The organism is Haloarcula sp. H-hyl6 (assembly GCF_056934455.1).
In genome coordinates, this window is sequence record NZ_JBRIIK010000001.1 from 64,253 (window position 1) to 83,803 (window position 19,551).

Annotated in this window: 15 protein-coding genes; 8 read left to right on the forward strand and 7 right to left on the reverse strand. The window is 66.8% G+C overall.

What is annotated here, in order from left to right; genetic code table 11:
- Positions 1-126 precede the first annotated feature (126 nt).
- The 3 genes from glpK to Hhyl6_RS00275 are packed head-to-tail and all read left to right on the forward strand — an operon-like array spanning position 127 to position 3,975.
- Positions 127-1,659: a glycerol kinase GlpK gene (glpK, locus tag Hhyl6_RS00265; RefSeq protein WP_483737212.1), complete on the forward strand. Its 1,533-nt coding sequence runs from the start codon at positions 127-129 to the stop codon at positions 1,657-1,659.
- A 3-nt stretch (positions 1,660-1,662) separates the two neighbouring features.
- Positions 1,663-2,739, forward strand: a complete 1,077-nt coding sequence (locus Hhyl6_RS00270) for a DUF7973 family transport facilitator (RefSeq protein WP_483737213.1) — start codon at positions 1,663-1,665, stop codon at positions 2,737-2,739.
- A 60-nt stretch (positions 2,740-2,799) separates the two neighbouring features.
- Positions 2,800-3,975 carry a Cdc6/Cdc18 family protein gene (locus Hhyl6_RS00275; RefSeq protein WP_483737214.1) on the forward strand — a complete coding sequence of 392 codons (1,176 nt, stop codon included), beginning with the start codon at positions 2,800-2,802 and terminating at the stop codon, positions 3,973-3,975.
- An 84-nt stretch (positions 3,976-4,059) separates the two neighbouring features.
- On the opposite strand, the gene Hhyl6_RS00280 is transcribed toward Hhyl6_RS00275, so the two are convergent.
- The 3 genes from Hhyl6_RS00280 to kdgK1 all read right to left on the reverse strand — a co-directional run bounded on the left by Hhyl6_RS00280 (position 4,060) and on the right by kdgK1 (position 7,931).
- Positions 4,060-5,031, reverse strand: coding sequence for an ROK family protein (locus Hhyl6_RS00280; protein ID WP_483737215.1), 972 nt, complete (start codon positions 5,029-5,031; stop codon positions 4,060-4,062).
- A gap of 57 nt (positions 5,032-5,088) precedes the next feature.
- Entirely contained in the window at positions 5,089-6,852 is a 1,764-nt protein-coding gene (gene pyk, locus Hhyl6_RS00285; RefSeq protein WP_483737216.1) for a pyruvate kinase, read from the reverse strand.
- Between the two features lie 119 nt (positions 6,853-6,971).
- Positions 6,972-7,931 (reverse strand): bifunctional 2-dehydro-3-deoxygluconokinase/2-dehydro-3-deoxygalactonokinase, encoded by a 960-nt coding sequence (kdgK1, locus tag Hhyl6_RS00290; RefSeq protein WP_483737217.1) that lies wholly within the window; start codon positions 7,929-7,931, stop codon positions 6,972-6,974.
- Between the two features lie 151 nt (positions 7,932-8,082).
- Between kdgK1 and Hhyl6_RS00295 the strand changes: the two genes are divergently transcribed.
- Together Hhyl6_RS00295 and Hhyl6_RS00300 are read left to right on the forward strand one after the other, a co-directional pair.
- A complete protein-coding gene (locus Hhyl6_RS00295; protein WP_483737218.1) occupies positions 8,083-9,438 on the forward strand; it encodes an ABC transporter substrate-binding protein in 1,356 nt (451 codons plus the stop codon).
- Positions 9,439-9,440: 2 nt separating this feature from the next.
- A complete protein-coding gene (locus tag Hhyl6_RS00300; RefSeq protein WP_483737219.1) occupies positions 9,441-11,345 on the forward strand; it encodes a PDC sensor domain-containing protein in 1,905 nt (634 codons plus the stop codon).
- 46 nt (positions 11,346-11,391) lie between these two features.
- On the opposite strand, the gene Hhyl6_RS00305 is transcribed toward Hhyl6_RS00300, so the two are convergent.
- On the reverse strand, positions 11,392-12,126 hold the full coding sequence (locus Hhyl6_RS00305; RefSeq protein ID WP_483737220.1) for a DUF7260 family protein: 735 nt from the start codon (positions 12,124-12,126) through the stop codon (positions 11,392-11,394).
- 241 nt (positions 12,127-12,367) lie between these two features.
- Between Hhyl6_RS00305 and Hhyl6_RS00310 the strand changes: the two genes are divergently transcribed.
- Complete coding sequence (locus Hhyl6_RS00310; protein ID WP_483737221.1) at positions 12,368-13,012, forward strand: DUF4864 domain-containing protein; 645 nt, start codon at positions 12,368-12,370, stop codon at positions 13,010-13,012.
- A 38-nt stretch (positions 13,013-13,050) separates the two neighbouring features.
- Here the strand turns inward: Hhyl6_RS00310 and Hhyl6_RS00315 are convergent, their stop codons facing one another.
- From Hhyl6_RS00315 to Hhyl6_RS00325, 3 genes are read right to left on the reverse strand one after another with little or no spacing between them, the layout of a single operon-like run.
- Positions 13,051-14,709, reverse strand: coding sequence for an acetate--CoA ligase (locus tag Hhyl6_RS00315; protein WP_483737222.1), 1,659 nt, complete (start codon positions 14,707-14,709; stop codon positions 13,051-13,053).
- On the reverse strand, positions 14,706-15,863 hold the full coding sequence (locus tag Hhyl6_RS00320; protein WP_483737223.1) for a glycoside hydrolase family 88 protein: 1,158 nt from the start codon (positions 15,861-15,863) through the stop codon (positions 14,706-14,708). Before Hhyl6_RS00320 ends, Hhyl6_RS00315 begins: the two co-directional genes overlap by 4 nt.
- Positions 15,864-15,923: 60 nt before the next feature.
- Positions 15,924-17,120 (reverse strand): CaiB/BaiF CoA transferase family protein, encoded by a 1,197-nt coding sequence (locus Hhyl6_RS00325; protein ID WP_483737224.1) that lies wholly within the window; start codon positions 17,118-17,120, stop codon positions 15,924-15,926.
- Between the two features lie 78 nt (positions 17,121-17,198).
- Between Hhyl6_RS00325 and Hhyl6_RS00330 the strand changes: the two genes are divergently transcribed.
- Together Hhyl6_RS00330 and Hhyl6_RS00335 are read left to right on the forward strand one after the other, a co-directional pair.
- Complete coding sequence (locus Hhyl6_RS00330; protein WP_483737225.1) at positions 17,199-18,434, forward strand: ABC transporter substrate-binding protein; 1,236 nt, start codon at positions 17,199-17,201, stop codon at positions 18,432-18,434.
- Positions 18,435-18,493: 59 nt separating this feature from the next.
- On the forward strand, positions 18,494-19,546 hold the full coding sequence (locus Hhyl6_RS00335; RefSeq protein WP_483737226.1) for a mannonate dehydratase: 1,053 nt from the start codon (positions 18,494-18,496) through the stop codon (positions 19,544-19,546).
- The last annotated feature ends 5 nt before the right edge of the window (positions 19,547-19,551 follow it).

The window sequence follows — 19,551 nt, forward strand, 5'->3', positions numbered from 1 at the left end:
GAATCATTTCGTATTTTTTATCCTCGGTCGGCTATTGTGAGTAATCTTTATAATGATTCACTATATTGTTTACTCGTAAGGCCGGGTCTTGGATAAACAAGGCTCGTCCGAACGGAGAACACACCAATGGCAGACACATACGTCGGTTCGATAGACCAAGGTACGACCGGGACGCGGTTCATGGTATTCGACCACAGCGGACAGGTCGTCGCCAACGCGTACGAGAAGCACGAACAGATTTACCCGAACCCGGGTTGGGTGGAACACGACCCCCTCGAAATCTGGGAGAACACGCAGGAAGTCGTCACCCGCGGCCTCGACGAGGCCGACCTCGACGCCAGTCAGCTAGAGGCGCTGGGCATCACGAACCAGCGCGAGACGACGGTCGTGTGGGACAAAGAGACCGGTAAGCCGGTCCACAACGCACTCGTCTGGCAGGACCGCCGGACGACCGACCGCGTCGAGGAGATTCAGGAGGCCGGCAAGGTCGAGGAGATTCGTGAGAAGACCGGGCTGGAGTGTGACGCGTACTTCTCGGCGACGAAGACCGAGTGGATTCTCGAGAACGCCGAACCGCTCAAGATGCAGAGCTCTCGTGGGGAAGACCTGCAGGACCGAGCGGAGGCCGGCGAACTCCTGATGGGGACCATCGACACGTGGCTCATCTACAACCTGACGGGCAACCACATCACGGACGTCACCAACGCCTCCCGGACCATGCTGTACAACATCCGGGACCTCGAGTGGGACGACGACCTCTTGGAGGAGTTCGGCGTGCCCGAGTCGATGGTGCCGGAGGTCCGTCCCTCCTCCGACGAGGAGTACTACGGGACCACGGACCCCGACGGCTTCCTCGGCGAGGAGATTCCCGTCGCGGGCGCGCTGGGTGACCAGCAGGCCGCGATGTTCGGCCAGACCTGTTTCGACGAGGGCGACGCGAAGAACACGTACGGCACCGGTTCGTTCTACCTGATGAACACCGGGACGGAGGCCGTCAAGTCCGACCACGGTCTGCTGACGACCATCGGCTTCCAGATGTCCGGCGAACCCGTCCAGTACGCGCTGGAGGGAGCCATCTTCATCACCGGCGCCGCAATCGAGTGGCTCGAAGACGTCGACCTAATCAACAACGCCGCCCAGACCGCGGAACTGGCCCGCTCGGTCGACTCGACCGACGGCGTCTACATGGTGCCGGCCTTCACGGGCCTCGGTGCCCCCCACTGGGACGGCCGTGCCCGAGGGACCATCGTCGGCATGACGCGTGGGACCCGGAAAGAACACATCGTGCGTGCCACCCTCGAATCCATCGCGTACCAGACGCGCGACGTGGCCGAGGCCATGGAGGCCGACTCCGGCGTCGAGACGACGTCGCTCCGCGTCGACGGCGGTGCGGTCAAGAACAACTTCCTCTGTCAACTGCAGTCCGACATCATCCAGACGGACATCGCCCGTCCGGAAGTCGACGAGACGACTGCGCTCGGGTCCGCGTACGCCGCGGGTCTGGCCGTCGGCTACTGGGACACTGTGGACGAACTCCGGGACAACTGGCAGATAGACCGCGAGTTCAGCCCCGAGAAGGACGCCGAGGAAGTCGACAAGATGTACGACCGCTGGGACGACGCCGTAGAGCGCTCCCTGGATTGGGCACAGGAGGAGTAACGGATGGTAAGCGACCTGCTCCTTCAGATTCCGCTGTTCGGCGTCGAGGTGCCGCGCTTCATCGCGCTCCTCCTCGCCGCCTTCGCTGGCGGCGCGTTCGGTGCCGCGCTCGGCGCGCTCCCCGCGTTCTGTTTCACGGGGTTCATGGTCATCGCTGGAGAGGCAGTGAACATCCTCGTCTCCGAACTCGGTGCCGTCGCCGACATCCCGGCCGGTGAAATCGGTGTCGGCATCACCGGGTCTATCGCCTTCGGTCCGGTCTTCGGCCCGCACGTCTCCTTCGCGGCCGGTGCGGCCGCCGCCGCCTACGCCGCGAAGAACGACGGCATGCCGGAACCGTCCGACGGTGACTACCACCCGGCGAAGGACATCGCGTACGCGCTGGGCACCCGACCGGACATCCTCGCCGTCGGTGGCGTCTTCGGCATCCTCGGCCTCGTCATCACTCGCGTCTCTGCGGGCATCGGCGCGCCGTGGGACCCCATCGCCATCGCGGTGGTCCTCTCGGCCGTCGCTCACCGACTCGCCTTCGGCTACCCGCTCATCGGCGCGGGCGACCGGGGCGTCCTCGACATGACGCCCTTCGAGAACGGTGAAGAGCGCGTCGCCGCCGACGGCGGCACGGTCAACGCCACCCGACTGGCCGTCGAACCGTGGCTCCCCCACCAGTACAAGTGGGCCAACGTCGCCATGATCGGCATCGTCGCCGGTCTGCTGGGCGGGTGGATAGCCATCGTCACCGGGAGCGCGTTCCTCGGGTTCGGTATCTCCGCGGCGTTGCTGACGTTCCTGAACCTCGGCGTCGAGAAGATTCCGGTCACCCACCACATGACCCTGCCGGCCAGCACGGCGGCACTCGCGGTCGCACCGCTGGGCGGCGAACCGGTCCAAATCATCGCCGGCGCAGTGTTCGGACTCGTCGGCGCGCTCGCCGGTGAAACCATCCAGCGCATCTTCTACGCGCACTCGGACACCCACTTCGACCCGCCGGCCGCGGCTATCGTCGTCGCGACGTTCATCATCGCCGTCCTCGCGCTGGTCGGCGTCTTCCCGACCTCCGTCTGGATTCCGCTCCCCTAATTCACACACCTTTTTATCTATCGGTACAACCCGCACACACCGAAGATTCGCACTCAAAGCATGGACATCGAAGCGAGAATCAAACGTCGGCAGCGCCGTGACGGGCACCCACGGCTGATTCAGGATTACGAATCGCTGTCGCCGGTCACGCACATAGAGGAACCGGCCGACCGAGGCCCGGTACTGGAGCGCTTGCTCGACCATCTGGACCCCGTCTTCGACGGCAAACTCCCGCCGAACGCGTACGTCCACGGCCCGAAAGGGGCGGGGAAGTCTGCGGTCGTGACGGCTCTCTTTACGCATCTCGAACAGCTACCGACCGAGAACCGCGCGGTCATCCACACCAGCACCCGCGCCCAGTCGCCGACGTCGCCGGCGTTCGTCTACGTCGACGCGCGCCAGACCACCAGCGAGTTCGCGTTCTACCACGCCGTGTTGGACGCGCTGGTCGAGGAGTCGGTGCCGGAACACGGTATCGGGACGGACACGCTCAAGTCGCGTCTCCACGAGGTGCTGGGCGGCAGTCGGACCGGCGTAGTCGTCACCGTCGACCACGTCGGCGAACCGCGAAGCACCACCGAAGGTGACCTCGTGGACCTGTTCGCGGGGCTTCCGAGCAACGTCAGCTGGATGGCCATCGGTCGGTTGGACCCGTCTGAGACTGTCCTGACCGAGTACACCGCCGAGTCGATTCGCGTCGCCGACTACCAGCGACAGATGCTGGTCGACGTGTTGATGACGCGGGCCTCGCTCGGACTCGCACAACAGGCGCTGGACCACGGACTCGCCCGAGACATCGCCGAGTGGGCCGACGGGGACGCCCACGACGCGCTGGCGGCCCTGTTCATCGCCACCGACATCGCGAGCGAGGACGGCCGGACGCAGTTGACGGCGACAGACGTCGACGCCGCCTTCGACGAGGTGCCCGACCCCTGCGTCTCCCTCGGGGTCGTGTTGGCGCTGCCGGCCAACCGGCAGGCCGTACTCCGCGAACTGGTCGACCTCGGGCCCCAAGAGCGGTCGTCGGTCACGGCGACGACGGAGGCAATCGGCGCGTCCTCCGCCGTCGACCTCTCGGCGGGGACTGTCAAGCGCTTCCTCTACGAGATGGCGGAGGCCGGCGTCGTCGAACGCGTCCAGTCCGAAGCACAGAGCGGGCAGGGGCGACCCCCCAGCAGAGTCGAACCGCGGTTTCCGCCGACGGTGTTTCGACGGCTCTACGACCTGCGGCAGTAGCCCTCGCGGTTACTTTTGCGCGGACGGACAGAAGGTGTAGACAGTGGACCTTACGACACGCGGGCGGTGGTCGGCGGAGAGAACTCAGACGCCGCGGGCCGGGTCGCCCGTCCCCTCGGTCAGCGCCGAGGCGAGTGCGCCGCGGACGACCACGTCGTCCCCGAGCGTCGTCAACTGGATGTCGGGGATGTTCGACATCACCATGTCGTCGAGGCGGTTCCGTATCGGTTCGAGGACCTGTTCGGGGTTGTTGATGGCGACGGCACCCCCGACGTAGACGACCAGCGGTGCGTACGAGTGGACGATGTTGGCGACGCCGATGGCGTTCCAGTGGCATATCTGTTCGAGGACGTGCGAGGCGAAGTCGTCCTCGCCGGCGTACGCGAAGACGTCTGCGGCGTCGAACCCCTCGGTGTCTATCGGGAGCGCCGTCTCGACTGGGTCCTCGCGGTGGAGTTGGGTCGCGTATCGGGGGATGTTCTCTCCCGAGCAGTAGGCCTCCCAGTGGCCGTCGTGACCACAGCCACAGGTCATGAACCCGTGCGGGTCGATGGTGAGGTGACCGACCTCGCCGGCGTTGCCGTCCCACCCGCTGAGGATGTTGCCGTCGACGGCGACGCCGGCCCCGATACCCGAGGAGATGGTCAGGTAGACCATGTCGTCGGGGTTGCGGTCGGAGTAGTACCGTTCGCCGATGACGCCGGCGTTCGCGTCGTTGTGGAGATAGACCCGCGAGGTGCCGAGAAGGTTTTCGACGGGACCGGTCAGCGGGATGCGGTCGATAGTGTCGGGGAGGTTCGCCGGGTTCTCGACGACGCCCTCCGCAAGGTCGAGCGGCCCGAACGACCCGATTCCGGCCGCGGTGACGTCGGTCGGTGCCACGTCGGCGGCGGAACACGCCTCGCGTAGCGCGTCGAGCACCGCTTCGGTGACGGCGATGCCGTTCGGGCCGCGCGGTGTCTCGCGCTTGAACGACGCTATCGGCGTTCCAGACGCGTCGCCGATGACAGCGCGGATGTGTGTCGCGCCGAGGTCGACCCCTGCGTATGCGCCCATGTTGGTCGGTAGGTCGCTCTTCCGCTACTTAATAACACAGATTCGAGTACGTCCGTGTTACCGTGCGTCGTCGTCGAGTCGTTCGCGGCCGATGGCCTCCTCGTAGAGGACGCCGCGTTCGGCGTCGAGCGTCACGACTGCGCCCGATTCGACAGTTTCGGGAACGACGGCGTCCGATATCATGGGGATGGAGAGTTCGCGGGCGACGATAGCGGCGTAGCTCGTAATCCCCCCGTGGGCGTCGACGATGCCGCCGACCCGTTGAGTGTCGCCGGTGAACTCGCCCTCGAACCCTTCGGGGATGGCGAGGATAGCGCCGTCGGGTGCCTCGGTGATGTCACCGTCTTCGACGCGGTACACCGGGCCGGTGACGAGTCCGTCGACGACCGAGCGACCGTTCGCGACCGTCTCGGCGGCCACGTGGACCTTCAGCATGTTGGCCGTGTTCATGCCTTCGAGTTCGGTCATCATCCCCGAGAGGACGACGACGGTGTCGCCGCCGTCCGCGGCCTCCGTCTCGAGGGCCGACTGGACCGCGTTCTGGATGATGGCGTCGGCCCCGTCGGTGGTGTACTGGGTGGTGACTGGGGTTATTCCCCACGAGAGCGCGAGTCGCCGCCGAACCTGCTCGCTGGGCGTCGAGGCCACGATGGGGATGGAGGGGCGGTACTTCGCGGCCTTGAGCGCGGTGTAGCCGGACTCGGAGGCGGCGACGACCGCCGACGCACCGATGTCGCGGGCGAGGAACCGGGCGGACCGGGCCAGCGCGTCGGTCCGGGTGCCGCCGGCGTTCGGGACTCGCTGTTCGCGGGACTCGGCGTACTCGTCGCTCTGTTCGACGTCGCGGACGATGCGGTCCATCGTCTCGACGACACGGGTCGGGTGGTCGCCGATGGCCGTCTCGCCAGAGAGCATGACGGCGTCGGTGCCGTCGAGGACGGCGTTCGCGACGTCGGACGCCTCCGCGCGGGTCGGGCGGCGAGAGTGGACCATCGAATCCAGCATCTCCGTGGCGGTGATGACGGGGACGCCGGCCTGGTGGCACTTCCGGATGATGCGCTTCTGGATGATGGGCACGTCTTCCAGCGGGCACTCCACGCCGAGGTCACCGCGGGCGACCATGATGCCGTAGGCCGCGTCGATGATGGACTCTAAGTTCTCGACAGCCCCGGCGCGCTCGATTTTGGCGATGATGGGGATGTCGACGCCCCGGTCTTCGAGCGCCTGATTGATTTCGTAGATGGCGTCACCGTCGCGGACGAACGACGCCGCGACGAAGTCCGGTTCCATCTCGGCGGCGACGTCGAGTTCCTGTTCGTCGTTCTCGGTGATGGTGGGGAGCCCCAGTTCGACGCCGGGGACGTTGACGCCCTTTCTGGCACCGAGTTCGCCGCCGTTCTCGACGTCGGCGTACACCACGTCGTCCTCGACGCGGTCCACCGTCGTCTCGATGCGGCCGTCGTCCAAGAGGACCCGGTCGCCCGGGACGACGCTCGTGATGGACTGTGAGAGTCCGACCTCCTCGGGGGTCGCCTCGTCGCCGACGACGAAGCGGACGGTCGTCCCCTCTTCGAGTTGGATTGGTTCGCGTACGGGCGCGGTTCGGACCTCCGGCCCGGGCATGTCTAGCATCGACGCCACCGGCGTATCGACGATTTCGTCGACCTCTCGGATGCGGTCTATCATCGTCCGCCGGTGTTCGGGGGAGCCGTGACTGGCGTTGAGTCGGGCCACAGACATCCCCGCCTCGGCGAGGGACGCTATCTGGTCGACCGACTCGCTGGCCGGACCCAGCGTACAGACGATTTTCGCGCTACGCATCGCTCGATACCCCCGAAAACGCAAGTGGACGGACGGTTCGATGATTCATACCTGTCCGTACCGAGGCGGGGGATAAGAAGCTTGCCGGACGCCGCCAGAATCGCCGGCCTCGAAGGGCGTCAGCGAGAGATTTCGGTCGTGTCGCCGGCGATGACTTCGCGGACTTCGCTCGGCGAGACGACGGCGATGTCACCGGGCACCGAACGCTTCAGCGCGGCGGTGGCCGCACCCCACGCCAACCCGTCGGCGACGGACTCGCCGGCGAGGTACTGCGAGAGGAACCCGCCCACGAAGGAGTCGCCCGTTCCGACCGGATGCGCGTTCGAGGCCTCGTAGGTCGGCTGTTCGTACACCTCGCCGTCGGCGAGCGCGAGAGCACCCTCGGCCCCGCGGGTGACGACGGTCACGTCGAAGCCGTAGTCGTTGGCCAGTCCGCGGGCCACGGACTCGGCGTCGCCGGTCCGGTCCAGCACCGTCTCGGCGTCCCGTCGAGCGACGACGAGGACGTCGACGTCCGGGAACAGGTCCGTCAGAACCGCTTTCGCCTCGGCGGGGGTCCAGAGCTTCGAGCGGTAGTTGAGGTCGAAACTCGTCACGGTGTCGGCGTCCTGCGCCCGGGCGAGCAGGTCGGCCGTCGTCTGTTCGAGCGTCTCCGAGAGCGCGGGGGTGATACCGGTCGTGTGGAACCCCGTCGCGTTCTCGACGGTTTCGGTGGGCAGTTCGGCAGTCGACGCCGTCGTCACGCTCGCACCGGCCCGGTCGTAGATGACCTCGTTCCCTCGCGGCGGTTGGCCCTGTTCGAGGTAGTAGGTCCCCTGTCGAGCGCCCTCGCTGTCGTCCCAAACGACGTCCACGGAGACGCCGTGGTTGCGGAGTTCGCCGACGACTCGCCGGCCGACCGACGAGTCCGGGAGCTTCGAGGTCCAGACGGCGTCGAGGCCGAGTCGCTGTGCCGCGACGGCGACGTTCGACTCGGCACCGGCGGCACGGACGTTGTACTGGTCGGCAGTTTCGAGGCGTTCCTCGTCCGGCGGGGATAGCCGGAGCATCGTTTCTCCGAACGTGACCAGGTCAGTCATGTGGCGTCCTCGTCGCCCGGCCGGTATAAATCCCTGAGAGTCCGGTTGACGACGAGCGACGGTCGGCGCAGGTGGCACCGTATGTCGAAATTGTTACCCAGTTATTAATAATCTCCAAAGGCTTTTGTACCCATATTTTACACATCATGCTATGGGTCGCAGGTCAGTGAACAACGAGTCGTCGGTTTCTCGGCGCAGATTTCTCAGAGCGGCCGGTGTGGCGGGAATCGCCGGACTCGCCGGTTGTGGCGGTGGCGGGGGCGGGGGGACGCCGACCGCCGAACGTATCGGAAACTTTCCAGTTACCGGAGACACGGTCACCTTCGGGTTCAACGTCGCCCGGTCAGGACCGTTCTCGACGGCCGGCGAGGAGGAACTCCGTGGCCACCGCCTCGCGGTGAAGCACCTCAACGAGGGTGGGGGGTGGGTGGACAACGAGTACTTCCGGCAACTGGGCGGCGACGGCTTGCTCGGCAAGACTGTGGAAGCGACGGTCAGCGACACCCAGAGCGACCCGGAGGTGGCGCGCAACTCGGCGGAGTCGATGGTGTCGAACGACGACGCCATCATGCTCTCTGGAGGTTCCACGAGCGACACGGGCCTCGTCCATCAGGAGGTGGCCGCCGAGAATCAGGTCGTATACATGTCGACGATGGCCCACCTCGACAAACTGACGGGCGGGAACTGCAACCGCTGGACCTTCCGGGAGATGTTCAACGCCTACATGACCGCGAAGGCGCTCACACCGGTCCTCGTCGAGGAGTTCGGCGAGGACGTCAACTTCTTCCAGATGTACTCGCAGGACGACTGGGGGTACGCCCAGCGGACAGAGATGAAGGAGTTCCTCACAGAGGCCGGGTGGCACCCCGTGGGCAGTCTGAGCGCCCAACTCGGGACGCGGGACTTCGACCAGTACATGTCCGACATCGAGAGCGCCGACGAGGACGTTCTCGTCCTGAACCTCCGGGGCCTCGACGCCGCGAACGCGGTGCGTGCGGTCCGAGAGTCCTTCCCCGAGGAGAACGTGGTCATCCCGCTGTACACGCGGGCCGTGGCCCAGACGGCGGGCGGGGCCATCGAGGACGTCATCGGGACCATCGCGTGGGACCCCTCCATCGAGACGCCGCTGTCCGAACAGTTCCAGTCGGCGTTCAGCAGCGAGTACAGCGGCGGAACGGGGTCGGCCTCGTCCTCGATACCGTCCGGACCGGCCCACGTCGCGTACACCCAGACGCTCCAGTACGCACACGCCGTCGCCCGCGCGGGAACGTTCGATCCGGAGGAGGTCATCTCGGCGCTGGAAGGGTGGGAGTACGCCGCCGGCATCGGGGCACAGACCATGCGAGCGTGTGACCATCAGTCGATGCGGCCGGTGCCCGTGGTCAGAGGTCGACCCGGGAACCAGCAGGACTTCGGGCGATACTACGACCTCGTCGAGACGACGCGGGACGCGATGTACTCGTGTTCCGAGGGACCAGCGGCGAGCTGCTCGCTGGGCGGGAACTAACCATGAGTGGACAGGACACACCTTCGGCAGGGGCATCGGGCAGGGACGACGCGAGCGGCGGAGTTCTCGCGACAATCGTACCGGACGCCATCCGGCGGAACTTCGCGCTGAAGTTCGCCATCGTGCTGGTCGTGATGGCGCTCTCGGTCGGTGCGATGGGGCTCTTGGCGACCGACCAGATTCGGACGTACACCGAGACCCAAGTGACCGATGAGTACCGCGGCGTCGCCGCACAGGAGGGCGACATCATCGAACAGTGGTTCGAGCGCAACCGCCTCTCCGCACAGTTCGTCTCCTCCAGCGACGTCTGGACGTCGGACGACAGCGAGGACTTGCGAGCGGAACTTCGGAACCGCGAGGCGGGGCTGTCGGCCGACGTGGCTAGCGTCCACCTCGTCGAGCGCGAGTTGACGGGCACGACCATCGTCGCGAGTTCCTCGCTGAGCGCCGGGACGAACGTCTCACGGGTCAATCGCGGCTGGACCACCGACATCCAGTTCGACCGCGCGGGCGAGGTCACGCACTCGAGCGTCTACCAGACCCAGACCGGCCCCGTCGTCGGGTTCATGAGTCCCGTAGACGCGACGCAGAACCGCTACGTCGTCATCGAGTACTCTATCGCCGGCATCACGGAGTCCCTTCAGGGCTCCGAACGGGCCGACGGCGGGTTCACGCAGGTAGTCAACGCGTCCAACGTCGTGATGTTCGACGAGGGGGCGGACGGCGGCGTGGGCGACGCGACCCTCCAACCGTACGCCTCCGGCGGCGAAGCGACCGAGCCAATCGTCGCGGCGAACGAACTCCGCGGCGCCGAACAGGATGCCGGCGTCGCGGCCACCATGCCCGCGGGGGACGTCCTCGACGAGCAGTACACCGTCGGCTACTCCCCGATTGCGGGGACGGACTGGGTCGTGCTGGTCCACGCGCCGTATTCGGCCGTCTTCGGCTTCGTCGAGAACGTCCAGATGTACGGCCTCGTCGGCACCGCGCTGATGGTCCTCCTCATCGGCGGCGTCGGCGCGGCGCTGGGGTACAACACCGCGACGTCCATCGACCGACTCACCAGCAAGACCGAACAGATGCGACAGGGGAACTTGGACGTGGACATCTCCACCGACCGCATCGACAACATCGGCCGCCTCTACGACGGGTTCGGCGACATGCGCGACGCGCTCAAACAGCAGATAGACGAGGCCGAACGCGCTCAGAAGGAGGCGGAAGTCTCCCGCGCCGAGGCGATGGAGGTCAACAACTACCTCCAAGAGAAGGCCGAGGAGTTCTCCGAGGTGATGGAGGAGACGGCCGCCGGCAACCTCACCGAACGGATGGACACCGACGGCGAGAACGAGGCCATGGACCGCATCGCGAGCGAGTTCAACGGCATGGTCAACGAACTGGAGAAGACCGTCGGCCAACTCAAGAGCTTCGCCGACGACGTCGCCGACTCCGGAGACGTCGTGCTCACGAGCGCGGAGTCGGTCCGCGACGCCTCCGAACAGGTCGCCGAGTCCGTCCAGAAGATATCCGACGACGCCTACGACCAGAAAGAGCGCCTCCAGACGCTCTCGGAAGACCTCGACAGTCTCGTCGAGACGCTCGAACGGCTGGAAGCCGAGAACCCCGACGTGGACATGGGCGACTCTCTGGCGGAGTTCCGGGCGACGGCGACGACGCTACAGGAGGCCGCGGACACCAGCGAGGACATGATGGCCGAGTCCGAGACGGTGGCCGGTGCCGCCGAGGAACAGGCCGCCGAACTCAACGAGGTGTCCACCCGCGCGGAACGGCTCAAGCGGTACGCCCAGCCGCTGGGTGACATCCTCAACCGCTTCGAGACGGAGGCAGAACACGAGTTCGTCTTCTCCGGCGGCCCGTCGCAGGGGCTGGCCGAGAACGACGACCAGTAAGCCGCACGCGGGTATTCGTTCTCCCCGACGGACTACGTGCGCCGGTTCACGAGTCCGACGTGGTGATTATCTCGCGGACACGCGTGGCCGCGGTCAGCACCGGGAACGTCCACGGTTCCTCGTCGTACAGCATCGAACAGAGACTGGAGCGGTTCTCGCCCGGAAGCGAGACCTGTCTGTCGAGGTGTCGCTGTCTGTCGGCGACGACTCCCTCCAGCGTCTCGGTGAACGTGGCCTCGTACCACTGTGGGACGGACATCCCGTCCAGTTCGACGACGAGGTCCGACAGCGACTGTCTGGCCACCGAAATCGACTCCTCCTCGTCGTCGAGCGTATCGAGGAACCGTCGGCGCTCGGCGGCGGCGTCGTTCGCGGTCCGGACGAGCGCCTGCTTGTACGGCGCGGTGAACCCGCCCTGTTTCGTGCGGAGCCCCTCCGCCATCTCTTCGCCCAGTTCCAGCATCACGTTCTCGACGAGTGACTCCCCGTACACCTCGTCGTAGTGGGGGACGCTCATCACGGTGTCGCGGTACGCCTCACAGACCCGTCCGAGTTGCTTGCACTCCTGCTGTGGCGTGTGGAACGAGACTGGTTGCCACGCCTGCGGTCCGGCGGTCGGGATGTCCTCCACCGCCGCCGCGAACGCCTCGAAGGCGTCCGCTTCGGCGGCGACTTCCGTTCGCTCGCGCTCGACCACCTCCAACGCCGTCGTCAGCGGCGAGAGGACGTGCTGACGGAAGGACTGGAGGTAGTGCGTCGCGGGGACGTTCGTGTCAATCATTGCCACGACTTCGAGTTCCGATAACTAAAATGTTTGTTTCACATAAGCCCGGTTCTCGCTTCCACCGTCGATAATCGCTACAGCTTTTCATTAGATTTGTGATTAGAGTTCATCAGGCAATAATAGCTAAACTATATTTGTCTCATGTTGTGTATCGCAACTGTTGACGGGCGAAAAATGCACTTTCGGCTTTTCCATTTCGAATCCATAGAACGAAGTCGCTGGACGCCGTGTGGCGGGTATGTCGTTGGCCGACTCGCCCCTGCCGGTCGTCGCCTTCGCACTCTTCGTCGCGTTGGCAGGGTGTGGCACGTTCTTCGGTGCCGACCGAAGTTCGCCGGAGTCGCGGCCGACTGTCACGGCGGCCCCCGTCCCCGAATCGGCTACCGCGCCGCCGACGGCCGAACCGAACGGCCGGTCCATCGCGGGCGGCGACGACCGGCGCGGGTACTGGGGAGGCGTCACTGCCCCGACGAACCGCTCGGGTGTCCCTCAGCCGCGATACCTCTCGCTTCGTCCGACCTGCGAGCGTCCGCCCGCCATGGTCGTCCACATCCAAGTCAACGCGCTCAGGAACAACGACCCGGCGACGAACGAGGGCATCAACACGACGTGGCAGTTCGCGGCCCCGTCCAACCGTCGGACGGTCGGGTCCTACGAGACGTTCGTGGACGTCCTGACGACGCAGTACGGGCCGCTCCTGAACGCCTCGACGGTGACGTACGAACCGCTGGAGCGCGACGGGGCCCGTGCCACCCAGCGCGTGACAGTGTTCACCGGTGCGGAGTCCGCGACGTACACGTGGCACCTCGAACTCCAGACCGTCCAGACCACCGAGCCCTACGGCGGGTGTTGGATGACGACGGGCGTCGTACAGGAGACCTGACGGACTCGCGTCTGCGGAGCGGCGTCTTCGCACTTCGCTCACCCGTCCGCACCGCCGGAGCGGTCGGTCTTGTCGGTGCGCGTCGTCGGGAGCGACGAGACGAACTCGACTCGCCGCGGCCGTTTGTACGGACCGAGCGACGCCGTCACGGCGTCTTGCAGTTCCGAGACGAGTCTCTCGTCCGGGGACGCGTCGGGAGCGGGGACGACGCGGGCAACGACACGCTGACCGCGTTCGCTATCGGGTTCGCCGCTCACCAGCGCCGCTTCGACGGCGGGGTGGGCTTCGAGCGCCGTCTCGACTTCGAGGGGGCTGACGCGATACCCGGAAGTGACGACGAGTTCGTCCGTTCGGCCGAGATGAGTGAGCGACCCGTCCGCTTCGACTCGGCCGGCGTCGCCGGTGCGCAGGAGGCGGTCGTCCATCACGGCGGCCGTCGCTGCCTCGTCGCCGGCGTACCCCTGCATGACGACGGGGTCCGGAAGCGAGACGGCTATCTCGCCCGCCTCGCCTGTCGGAACCGGCGCGCCGTCGTCGTCGACCACGACCACGTCGTGGCCGGGATACGGTCGGCCGAGGCCCCCCGGCGTCCCCGGGTAGAGGCCCTTCGACTCGCCGACCAGCGCGTTCGCCTCGGTCTGGCCGTACGCTTCGTTGACCGTCGCGCCGAGTCGTCGCTCGCCCCACTCGGCGAGGCTGTCGGGGAGGTGTTCGCCGCCGCACATCACGGCCGCCAGCGCCTGCACGTCGTCCGGCGAGGGGTCGGTCTCGCGGCGTATCGCGCGCAACGCCGTCGGCGGCAGAAACGCGTGGGTGACGGCCTGGTCGGCGAGGAGGCCGAGGGCACCCTCCGGGTCGAACCCCGACCGGCGAACCGAGGAGACGACGGTGCCGCCCAGTGCGAGGGTGGGGAAGACGACGTCGAAGAGGGCGCCGGCCCACGCCCACTCGGAGGGCGTCCACACCCGCGCCCGTCGCGCGTCGCCCGGGTCGAACAGGTCGAACCAGCAGTGATAGCCCGGGAGCGACCCGAGTAGGTACTGGTGGCCCTGCACTACGCCTTTCGGGTCGCTCGTCGTCCCGGAGGTGTACAGCACCAGCGCCGGGTCCTCCGGGGCCGTCGTCTCAACCAGCGGCGCGTCGGTCGTCCCGTTCCCGTCGACGTGAGGGCGCAGGCCGCCGAGTGGAGAGGGGGCGTCGTCCACAGCGACCGACAGGACCGTCGACGGGGCGACCGATTCGACCGTCTCGCTCGGCGGCCAGTGCCCGTCGTCGACGACGAGTGCCGAGACCTGTGCGTGGTCGAGGACGTGAGCGAAGGCGTCGTCGCCGAGTAACAGCGAAACCGGGACGACGACTCCGCCGAGGCGGAACACGGCGATGTGTGTCACGACGAGTTCGGGACACTGCGGGAGACACACGGCGACGCGGTCACCGGCGGTGACGCCGTCCTCGCGGAGTCTGGTGGCCATCGCCGCCGACGCCTCGTCCAACTCGCCGTAGGTGACCGTCGTCGGGCCGTCTCGGTCTTCTCGCTCCGCCGGAACGTGCCGGAGGGCGACGGCCTCCGGGTCGCCGGACAGGACGTGGTCGGCGACGTTGTAGCGGTCGGGTATCTGCCACTCGAACCCCTCTCGGAGCGCGTCGTACCCGGTCGGGTCCGCGGGCAACGCGTACCCGGTCCACGGCCCGGTCATCCGTCGGCGGTCACCCGTGACAGCGTCCGGGCGAGATAGTACGTCGTCCAGACGAGTTCGGTGTCGACGGCGTACTCACCCGGTCGGTTGAAACAGCCGTGTCGGACCTGCCCGTACAGGTGGTCTTCCGGGTCCGTGACGAGGTAGTCCTCGACCAGCGAGTCGAGGATTTCGCGCCCGAACGCCCGGAGGTCGGCAACGGTATCGTCCTCGGGTAAGAGCGTGAGCAGGCCGTACGCCGCGAGGGCCGCCGCACTCGTGTCGCGTGGCTCCGTCTCCGGGTCGGGGACCTCGAAGTCCCAGTGGGGAACGCGGTCCTCGGGCGCGTTGGCCCGGTAGTACTCGACGTTCGCTTCGAGGGCCGCACGGTACCGACCAGCACCGGTGGCCGCGTAGGCGGCGGCGAGGCCGGCGATGCTCCACCCCTGCCCGCGCGCCCAGCAACTCTCGTCACTGTGGGCCAGTTCGTTGTACTGCCGTTCGAGCGCCCCGGACTCGTCGAAGACGGCGTGGTGCCACGTCCGGCCGTCCTCGCGAACGTACCAGTCCAGATGGCGGTCGGCGTGGGAGACGGCCACGTCGCGGAACGTCGGGTCGTTGGTCTCCGCGTACGCTCGCCAGAGCGTCGAGACGGCGGTGTAGAGGTTGTCGACGGCACCGATTCGGTCGCCGGGCGGACCGTGGCTGGACTCCGGCCCGCGGAACTGCTCGGGGCCCTCGATGGCGAGTTTTCCGAGCGGAATCTGCCGCGCGCCCTCGTGGTAGGCCGCGACCATCGCGTCAGCCCCTTCGAGTCCGAGGCCGAACAGCGACCGGTCGCCGGCGTGGTCGTACCCGCGAAAGCCGGCATAGTGGAAGTTCATCCCGCAGAACATCGAGTCTCGGGGCATGTACGCCCGCACCGTCTCGGTGTGCTCGCGGGCCGCACGCTCGAACCGCTCTGCCGTCGCCGGGTCGTCGGCCCGTGCGGCCGCGAACCAGAGCAGGCCCACCCAGTGACCCCCACACCAGTTGCCGTTCGTCGTCGTCTCCCACTCGCCGGCATCTCTGTCGTAGACGTACGGGAACGCCTCACCCGTCTCGTCGAGGGTCGTCTCGACGCGGGCGGTGAGGGCCCGGGACGCCGACCGATAGCGGTCGTCGGTTCGCGTCATACCGTCCGTTTCCTCCCGGAACGCTCGAACGTACCGAGGGGTCGGCCCCGACGTCTGCGGTCACTCGACGCGGCCACCGACGACCCCCTCCGACGCGAGTCGGTCCCGTTCGCTCTGGTCGTAGCCGAGTTCCGCCAGAATCTCCCCCGTGTGCTGGCCGGGGAGCGGCGGCGGTGACCGAACGTCACCGGGCGTCTCGGACATCTCCACCGGGACGCCGACGGTGGTGAACGTCCCCTCCTCCGGGTGGTCGAGTTCGATGAGCGTCCCGTTGTGCTCGACCTGCGGGTCGGCGGCCACGTCGGCGAAGTCGTTGACCTCGGCGGCCCAGACGTCCGCTTCGAGGAGCGTCTCCAGCAACGCCTCGGAGTCTCGCTCCCGTGTGTAGGATTCCAGCGTGCGCTTTATCTCGTCGCGGTGGTCGAACGTCGCTTCGGGCGTGTCGTACTGGGTCAGTTCGGGCAGCGAGAGCGTCTCGGCCAGCGTCTCCATCGGGGCCATCGCGATGGCGACGTGACCGTCCGCCGTCTCGTAGACGCCGTAGGGGCCGCCCAGCCACGCCTGCGCGATGCCCTCCTCGCTGCGCTCGAACTCGACGTCCATGTTCAAGTCGGCCGTAATCTCCTGACACTGGAAGTCGATGGCGGCGTCGAGGAGGTTCGCGTCGACCCGTTGGCCCTGTCCGGTCCGTTCGCGGTGGAACAGCGCGAACATCGTGTGCAAGGCGATGAGCATCGCGGCGTGTTCGTCGACGACGGCCGTGCCCGCCGGCGTCGGCGGGTCGTCCTTGCGCCCGGTGTAGTTCGCCAGCCCGCTCATCGACTGGAGGAGCAGGTCCTGTCCCGGTCTGTCGACGTACGGCCCGTCGCGGCCGAACCCCGACGCCGAGACGTAGATTATCTCGGGGTTGACGTCCCGAACGTCGTCGTAGCCGAGGCCGAACGAGTCCATGACGCCCGGACGGAAGTTCTCGACCAGTACGTCGGCGTCGGCGGCGACGTCGAGGGCCACCTCCCTGCCCGCGTCCGATTTGAGGTCCAGCGTGATGCTTCGCTTGTTGCGGTTCATGGCGAGGAAGAAGGGACTGACCCCGTCGAGCAACTCCCCGCCGGCGCGCAGGGTCCGCTCCCACTCCCCGCCGAGGCGCTCGACCTTTCGCACGTCCGCGCCCATGTCGCCGAGTTTCTGAGTCGCCCACGGTCCCTGCATCATCTGTGTGAAGTCCGCGATGGTCACACCGTCGAGTGCCCGCTCCATGGCATTACACGCACGCGAGGGGCGATAAACGTTGGTCCCGACGGTACAGTTAATGTCGAGAGCGTGGTCAGTCCACCCATGCCGACGCTACGACTCGTCGGGCGACCGTTCGAGGGGTTCGAGAACGCGCTCCAGCGCCAGATGGACTCGTTCGCCGAGACGACGGACGCCGACGTCACCTTCGAGCGCGAGCACCGACCGCTCCCGGAGATTCACGAGGAGTTGCTGGAGACGGGCGACATCGCGGACGGGACGTACGACCTGTTCCTCTGTCTGAGCGACTGGCTCCCGATGGCCGCCGAGTCGGGGTACGTGCGCCCCCTCGACGACCACCTGACCGACCGACCGCCGGAAGGGTGGCCCGAAGGGTGGGCAGAGAGCTTGCGCGACCTGATGGCCTACGAGGGCACGACCTACGGGGTACCGTACCACGACGGGCCGGAGATATTCCACTACCGCGAGGACTGCTTCGAGGACGTCGAGGAACAGCGTGCGTTCCGCGAGGCGTACGGCCGACCGCTCTCCGTCCCGCGTACGTGGGACGAGTTTCTGGAGGTGGCCGACTTTTTCACGCGGCCCGACGAAGACATGTGGGGCACCGTCGTCGCGGCGAAACCCGACGGCCACAACGACGTCTACGACTTCGCCATCCAGTTGTGGAGTCGCGGCGGCGAGTTACTCGACGACGAGGGGAATCCGGCCTTCGACAGCCCCGAGGGCCGCGAGGCGCTCCAGTTCTACCACGACCTGATACACGACCACGAGGTGGTCCCGCCAGAGGCCGTCGAGATGGAGAGCGTCGAGGCCGGGCAGTTCTACGCCGACGGGAAGGCCGCGATGATGTGGAACTGGTCGGGGTTCGGCGCGATGGCCGAGGCCCCCGACTCGGCCGTGTTCGGCCACACGAACTACGGTCTCGTCCCGCGGGCCGACGCGCCGGAGGGCGAACACACGTCGCTCACCGTCTGTTACGGCCTGACCGTCCCGGCGGGGAGCGAGCACCCCGACCTCGCGTACGACTTCCTCCGCCACGCCGCCAAGCCCGAGAACGACCGCATCACCACGCTCGAAGGCGCCTCGGGGACCCGCTTCTCGACGTGGCGGGACCCGGAGATTCTCCGGTCGAACTCGTTCTACTCGATGCTCGAAGCGATAAACACCGGCCCGGTCAACACGCTTCCGCGGATTCCGGAGTATACCGACCTGAACGAGATTCTGAACGAGATGGTCGACGCCGTGGTGGTCGAACAGTCGACGTCGGTCGAGGCGGGCCTCGCCGACGCCGCCGACCGCGCGGCAGACCTGCTGGACTGACCGCGGCGTCGGGCTTCAGCGCGAGTAACACTTATGCCCGTCTTCGGGGTGGTCTAGGTATGTGCCAGCAAGTCGATAGCGACGCCGGCTCCGGGAGAGTCGACTTCGACAGCCTCCCGATGCGCGTCGGCCTCGGACAGTTCATGGACCCCACCGAGGAGAAACTCCGCTTCTGCAAGCAGTTGGGCGTCGACGATATCCTCCTGAACATGTACCGGTACTCGCCGGACTATCCGCACATGCCGGACGACGAGCGGATTCCCCTCGAAGGAGACGAGGAGTGGGCCTACGAGAACCTCGTGGAACTCCGCGAACGCGTCGAGTCGGCGGGCCTCCGCCTGAACGCTATCGAGAACATCCCAATCTCCTTCTACGACAGAATCATGCTCGGGAAGGAGGGCAAGGAGGAACAGATGGAACACGTCAAGACGACTATCCGCAACATCGGCCGCGCCGGCATCCCGATGTTCGGCTACCACTGGATGCCCAGCGGCGTCTGGCGCAACACCGACGTCACCGTCCGCGGCGGGGCCGGCGCGTCGGGGTTCGACATGGACGCCGTCTCGGACGACCTCACACACGACCGGGAGTACACCGAGACCGAACTGTGGGAGAACTACGAGTACTTCCTCGGTGAACTCCTGCCGGTCGCCGAGGAGGCCGGGGTCAAGGTGTGTCTGCACCCCAACGACCCGCCGGTACCGTCGCTCGGGGGCATCCCGCAACTGTTCCGCAACTTCGAGAACTTCAAGCGGGCCATGGAACTCGTTCCCAGCGACAACCACGGACTGGAGTTCTGCTTCGGGTGCTGGTCCGAGATGGGCGAGGACTTAGAAGAAGTCGTCCGCTACTTCGGTGAGCGAGACGAAATCTTCTACGTCCACTTCCGCGACGTGGAGGGTACCGTGCCGAAGTTCAACGAGACGTTCGTCGACCAAGGCAACTACGACGCCTACGAGATGCTCTCGCTCCTCGACGAGGTGGGGTTCTCGGGCCTCGTCATCCCCGACCACGTCCCACACGTCGAGGGCGACACCGACTGGGAACACCGCGGCCGTGCCCACGCCGTCGGCTACCTGAACGGGATGCTCAACGCGATTCGACACGAGTGAAGCGC

Coding starts and splice junctions, on each gene's coding strand:
- glpK (WP_483737212.1), top strand. CDS start 127: ATGGCAGACACATACGTCGGTTCGATAGACCAAGGTACGACCGGGACG.
- Hhyl6_RS00270 (WP_483737213.1), top strand. CDS start 1,663: ATGGTAAGCGACCTGCTCCTTCAGATTCCGCTGTTCGGCGTCGAGGTG.
- Hhyl6_RS00275 (WP_483737214.1), top strand. CDS start 2,800: ATGGACATCGAAGCGAGAATCAAACGTCGGCAGCGCCGTGACGGGCAC.
- Hhyl6_RS00280 (WP_483737215.1), bottom strand. CDS start 5,031: ATGGGCGCATACGCAGGGGTCGACCTCGGCGCGACACACATCCGCGCT.
- pyk (WP_483737216.1), bottom strand. CDS start 6,852: ATGCGTAGCGCGAAAATCGTCTGTACGCTGGGTCCGGCCAGCGAGTCG.
- kdgK1 (WP_483737217.1), bottom strand. CDS start 7,931: ATGACTGACCTGGTCACGTTCGGAGAAACGATGCTCCGGCTATCCCCG.
- Hhyl6_RS00295 (WP_483737218.1), top strand. CDS start 8,083: ATGGGTCGCAGGTCAGTGAACAACGAGTCGTCGGTTTCTCGGCGCAGA.
- Hhyl6_RS00300 (WP_483737219.1), top strand. CDS start 9,441: ATGAGTGGACAGGACACACCTTCGGCAGGGGCATCGGGCAGGGACGAC.
- Hhyl6_RS00305 (WP_483737220.1), bottom strand. CDS start 12,126: ATGATTGACACGAACGTCCCCGCGACGCACTACCTCCAGTCCTTCCGT.
- Hhyl6_RS00310 (WP_483737221.1), top strand. CDS start 12,368: ATGTCGTTGGCCGACTCGCCCCTGCCGGTCGTCGCCTTCGCACTCTTC.
- Hhyl6_RS00315 (WP_483737222.1), bottom strand. CDS start 14,709: ATGACCGGGCCGTGGACCGGGTACGCGTTGCCCGCGGACCCGACCGGG.
- Hhyl6_RS00320 (WP_483737223.1), bottom strand. CDS start 15,863: ATGACGCGAACCGACGACCGCTATCGGTCGGCGTCCCGGGCCCTCACC.
- Hhyl6_RS00325 (WP_483737224.1), bottom strand. CDS start 17,120: ATGGAGCGGGCACTCGACGGTGTGACCATCGCGGACTTCACACAGATG.
- Hhyl6_RS00330 (WP_483737225.1), top strand. CDS start 17,199: ATGCCGACGCTACGACTCGTCGGGCGACCGTTCGAGGGGTTCGAGAAC.
- Hhyl6_RS00335 (WP_483737226.1), top strand. CDS start 18,494: ATGTGCCAGCAAGTCGATAGCGACGCCGGCTCCGGGAGAGTCGACTTC.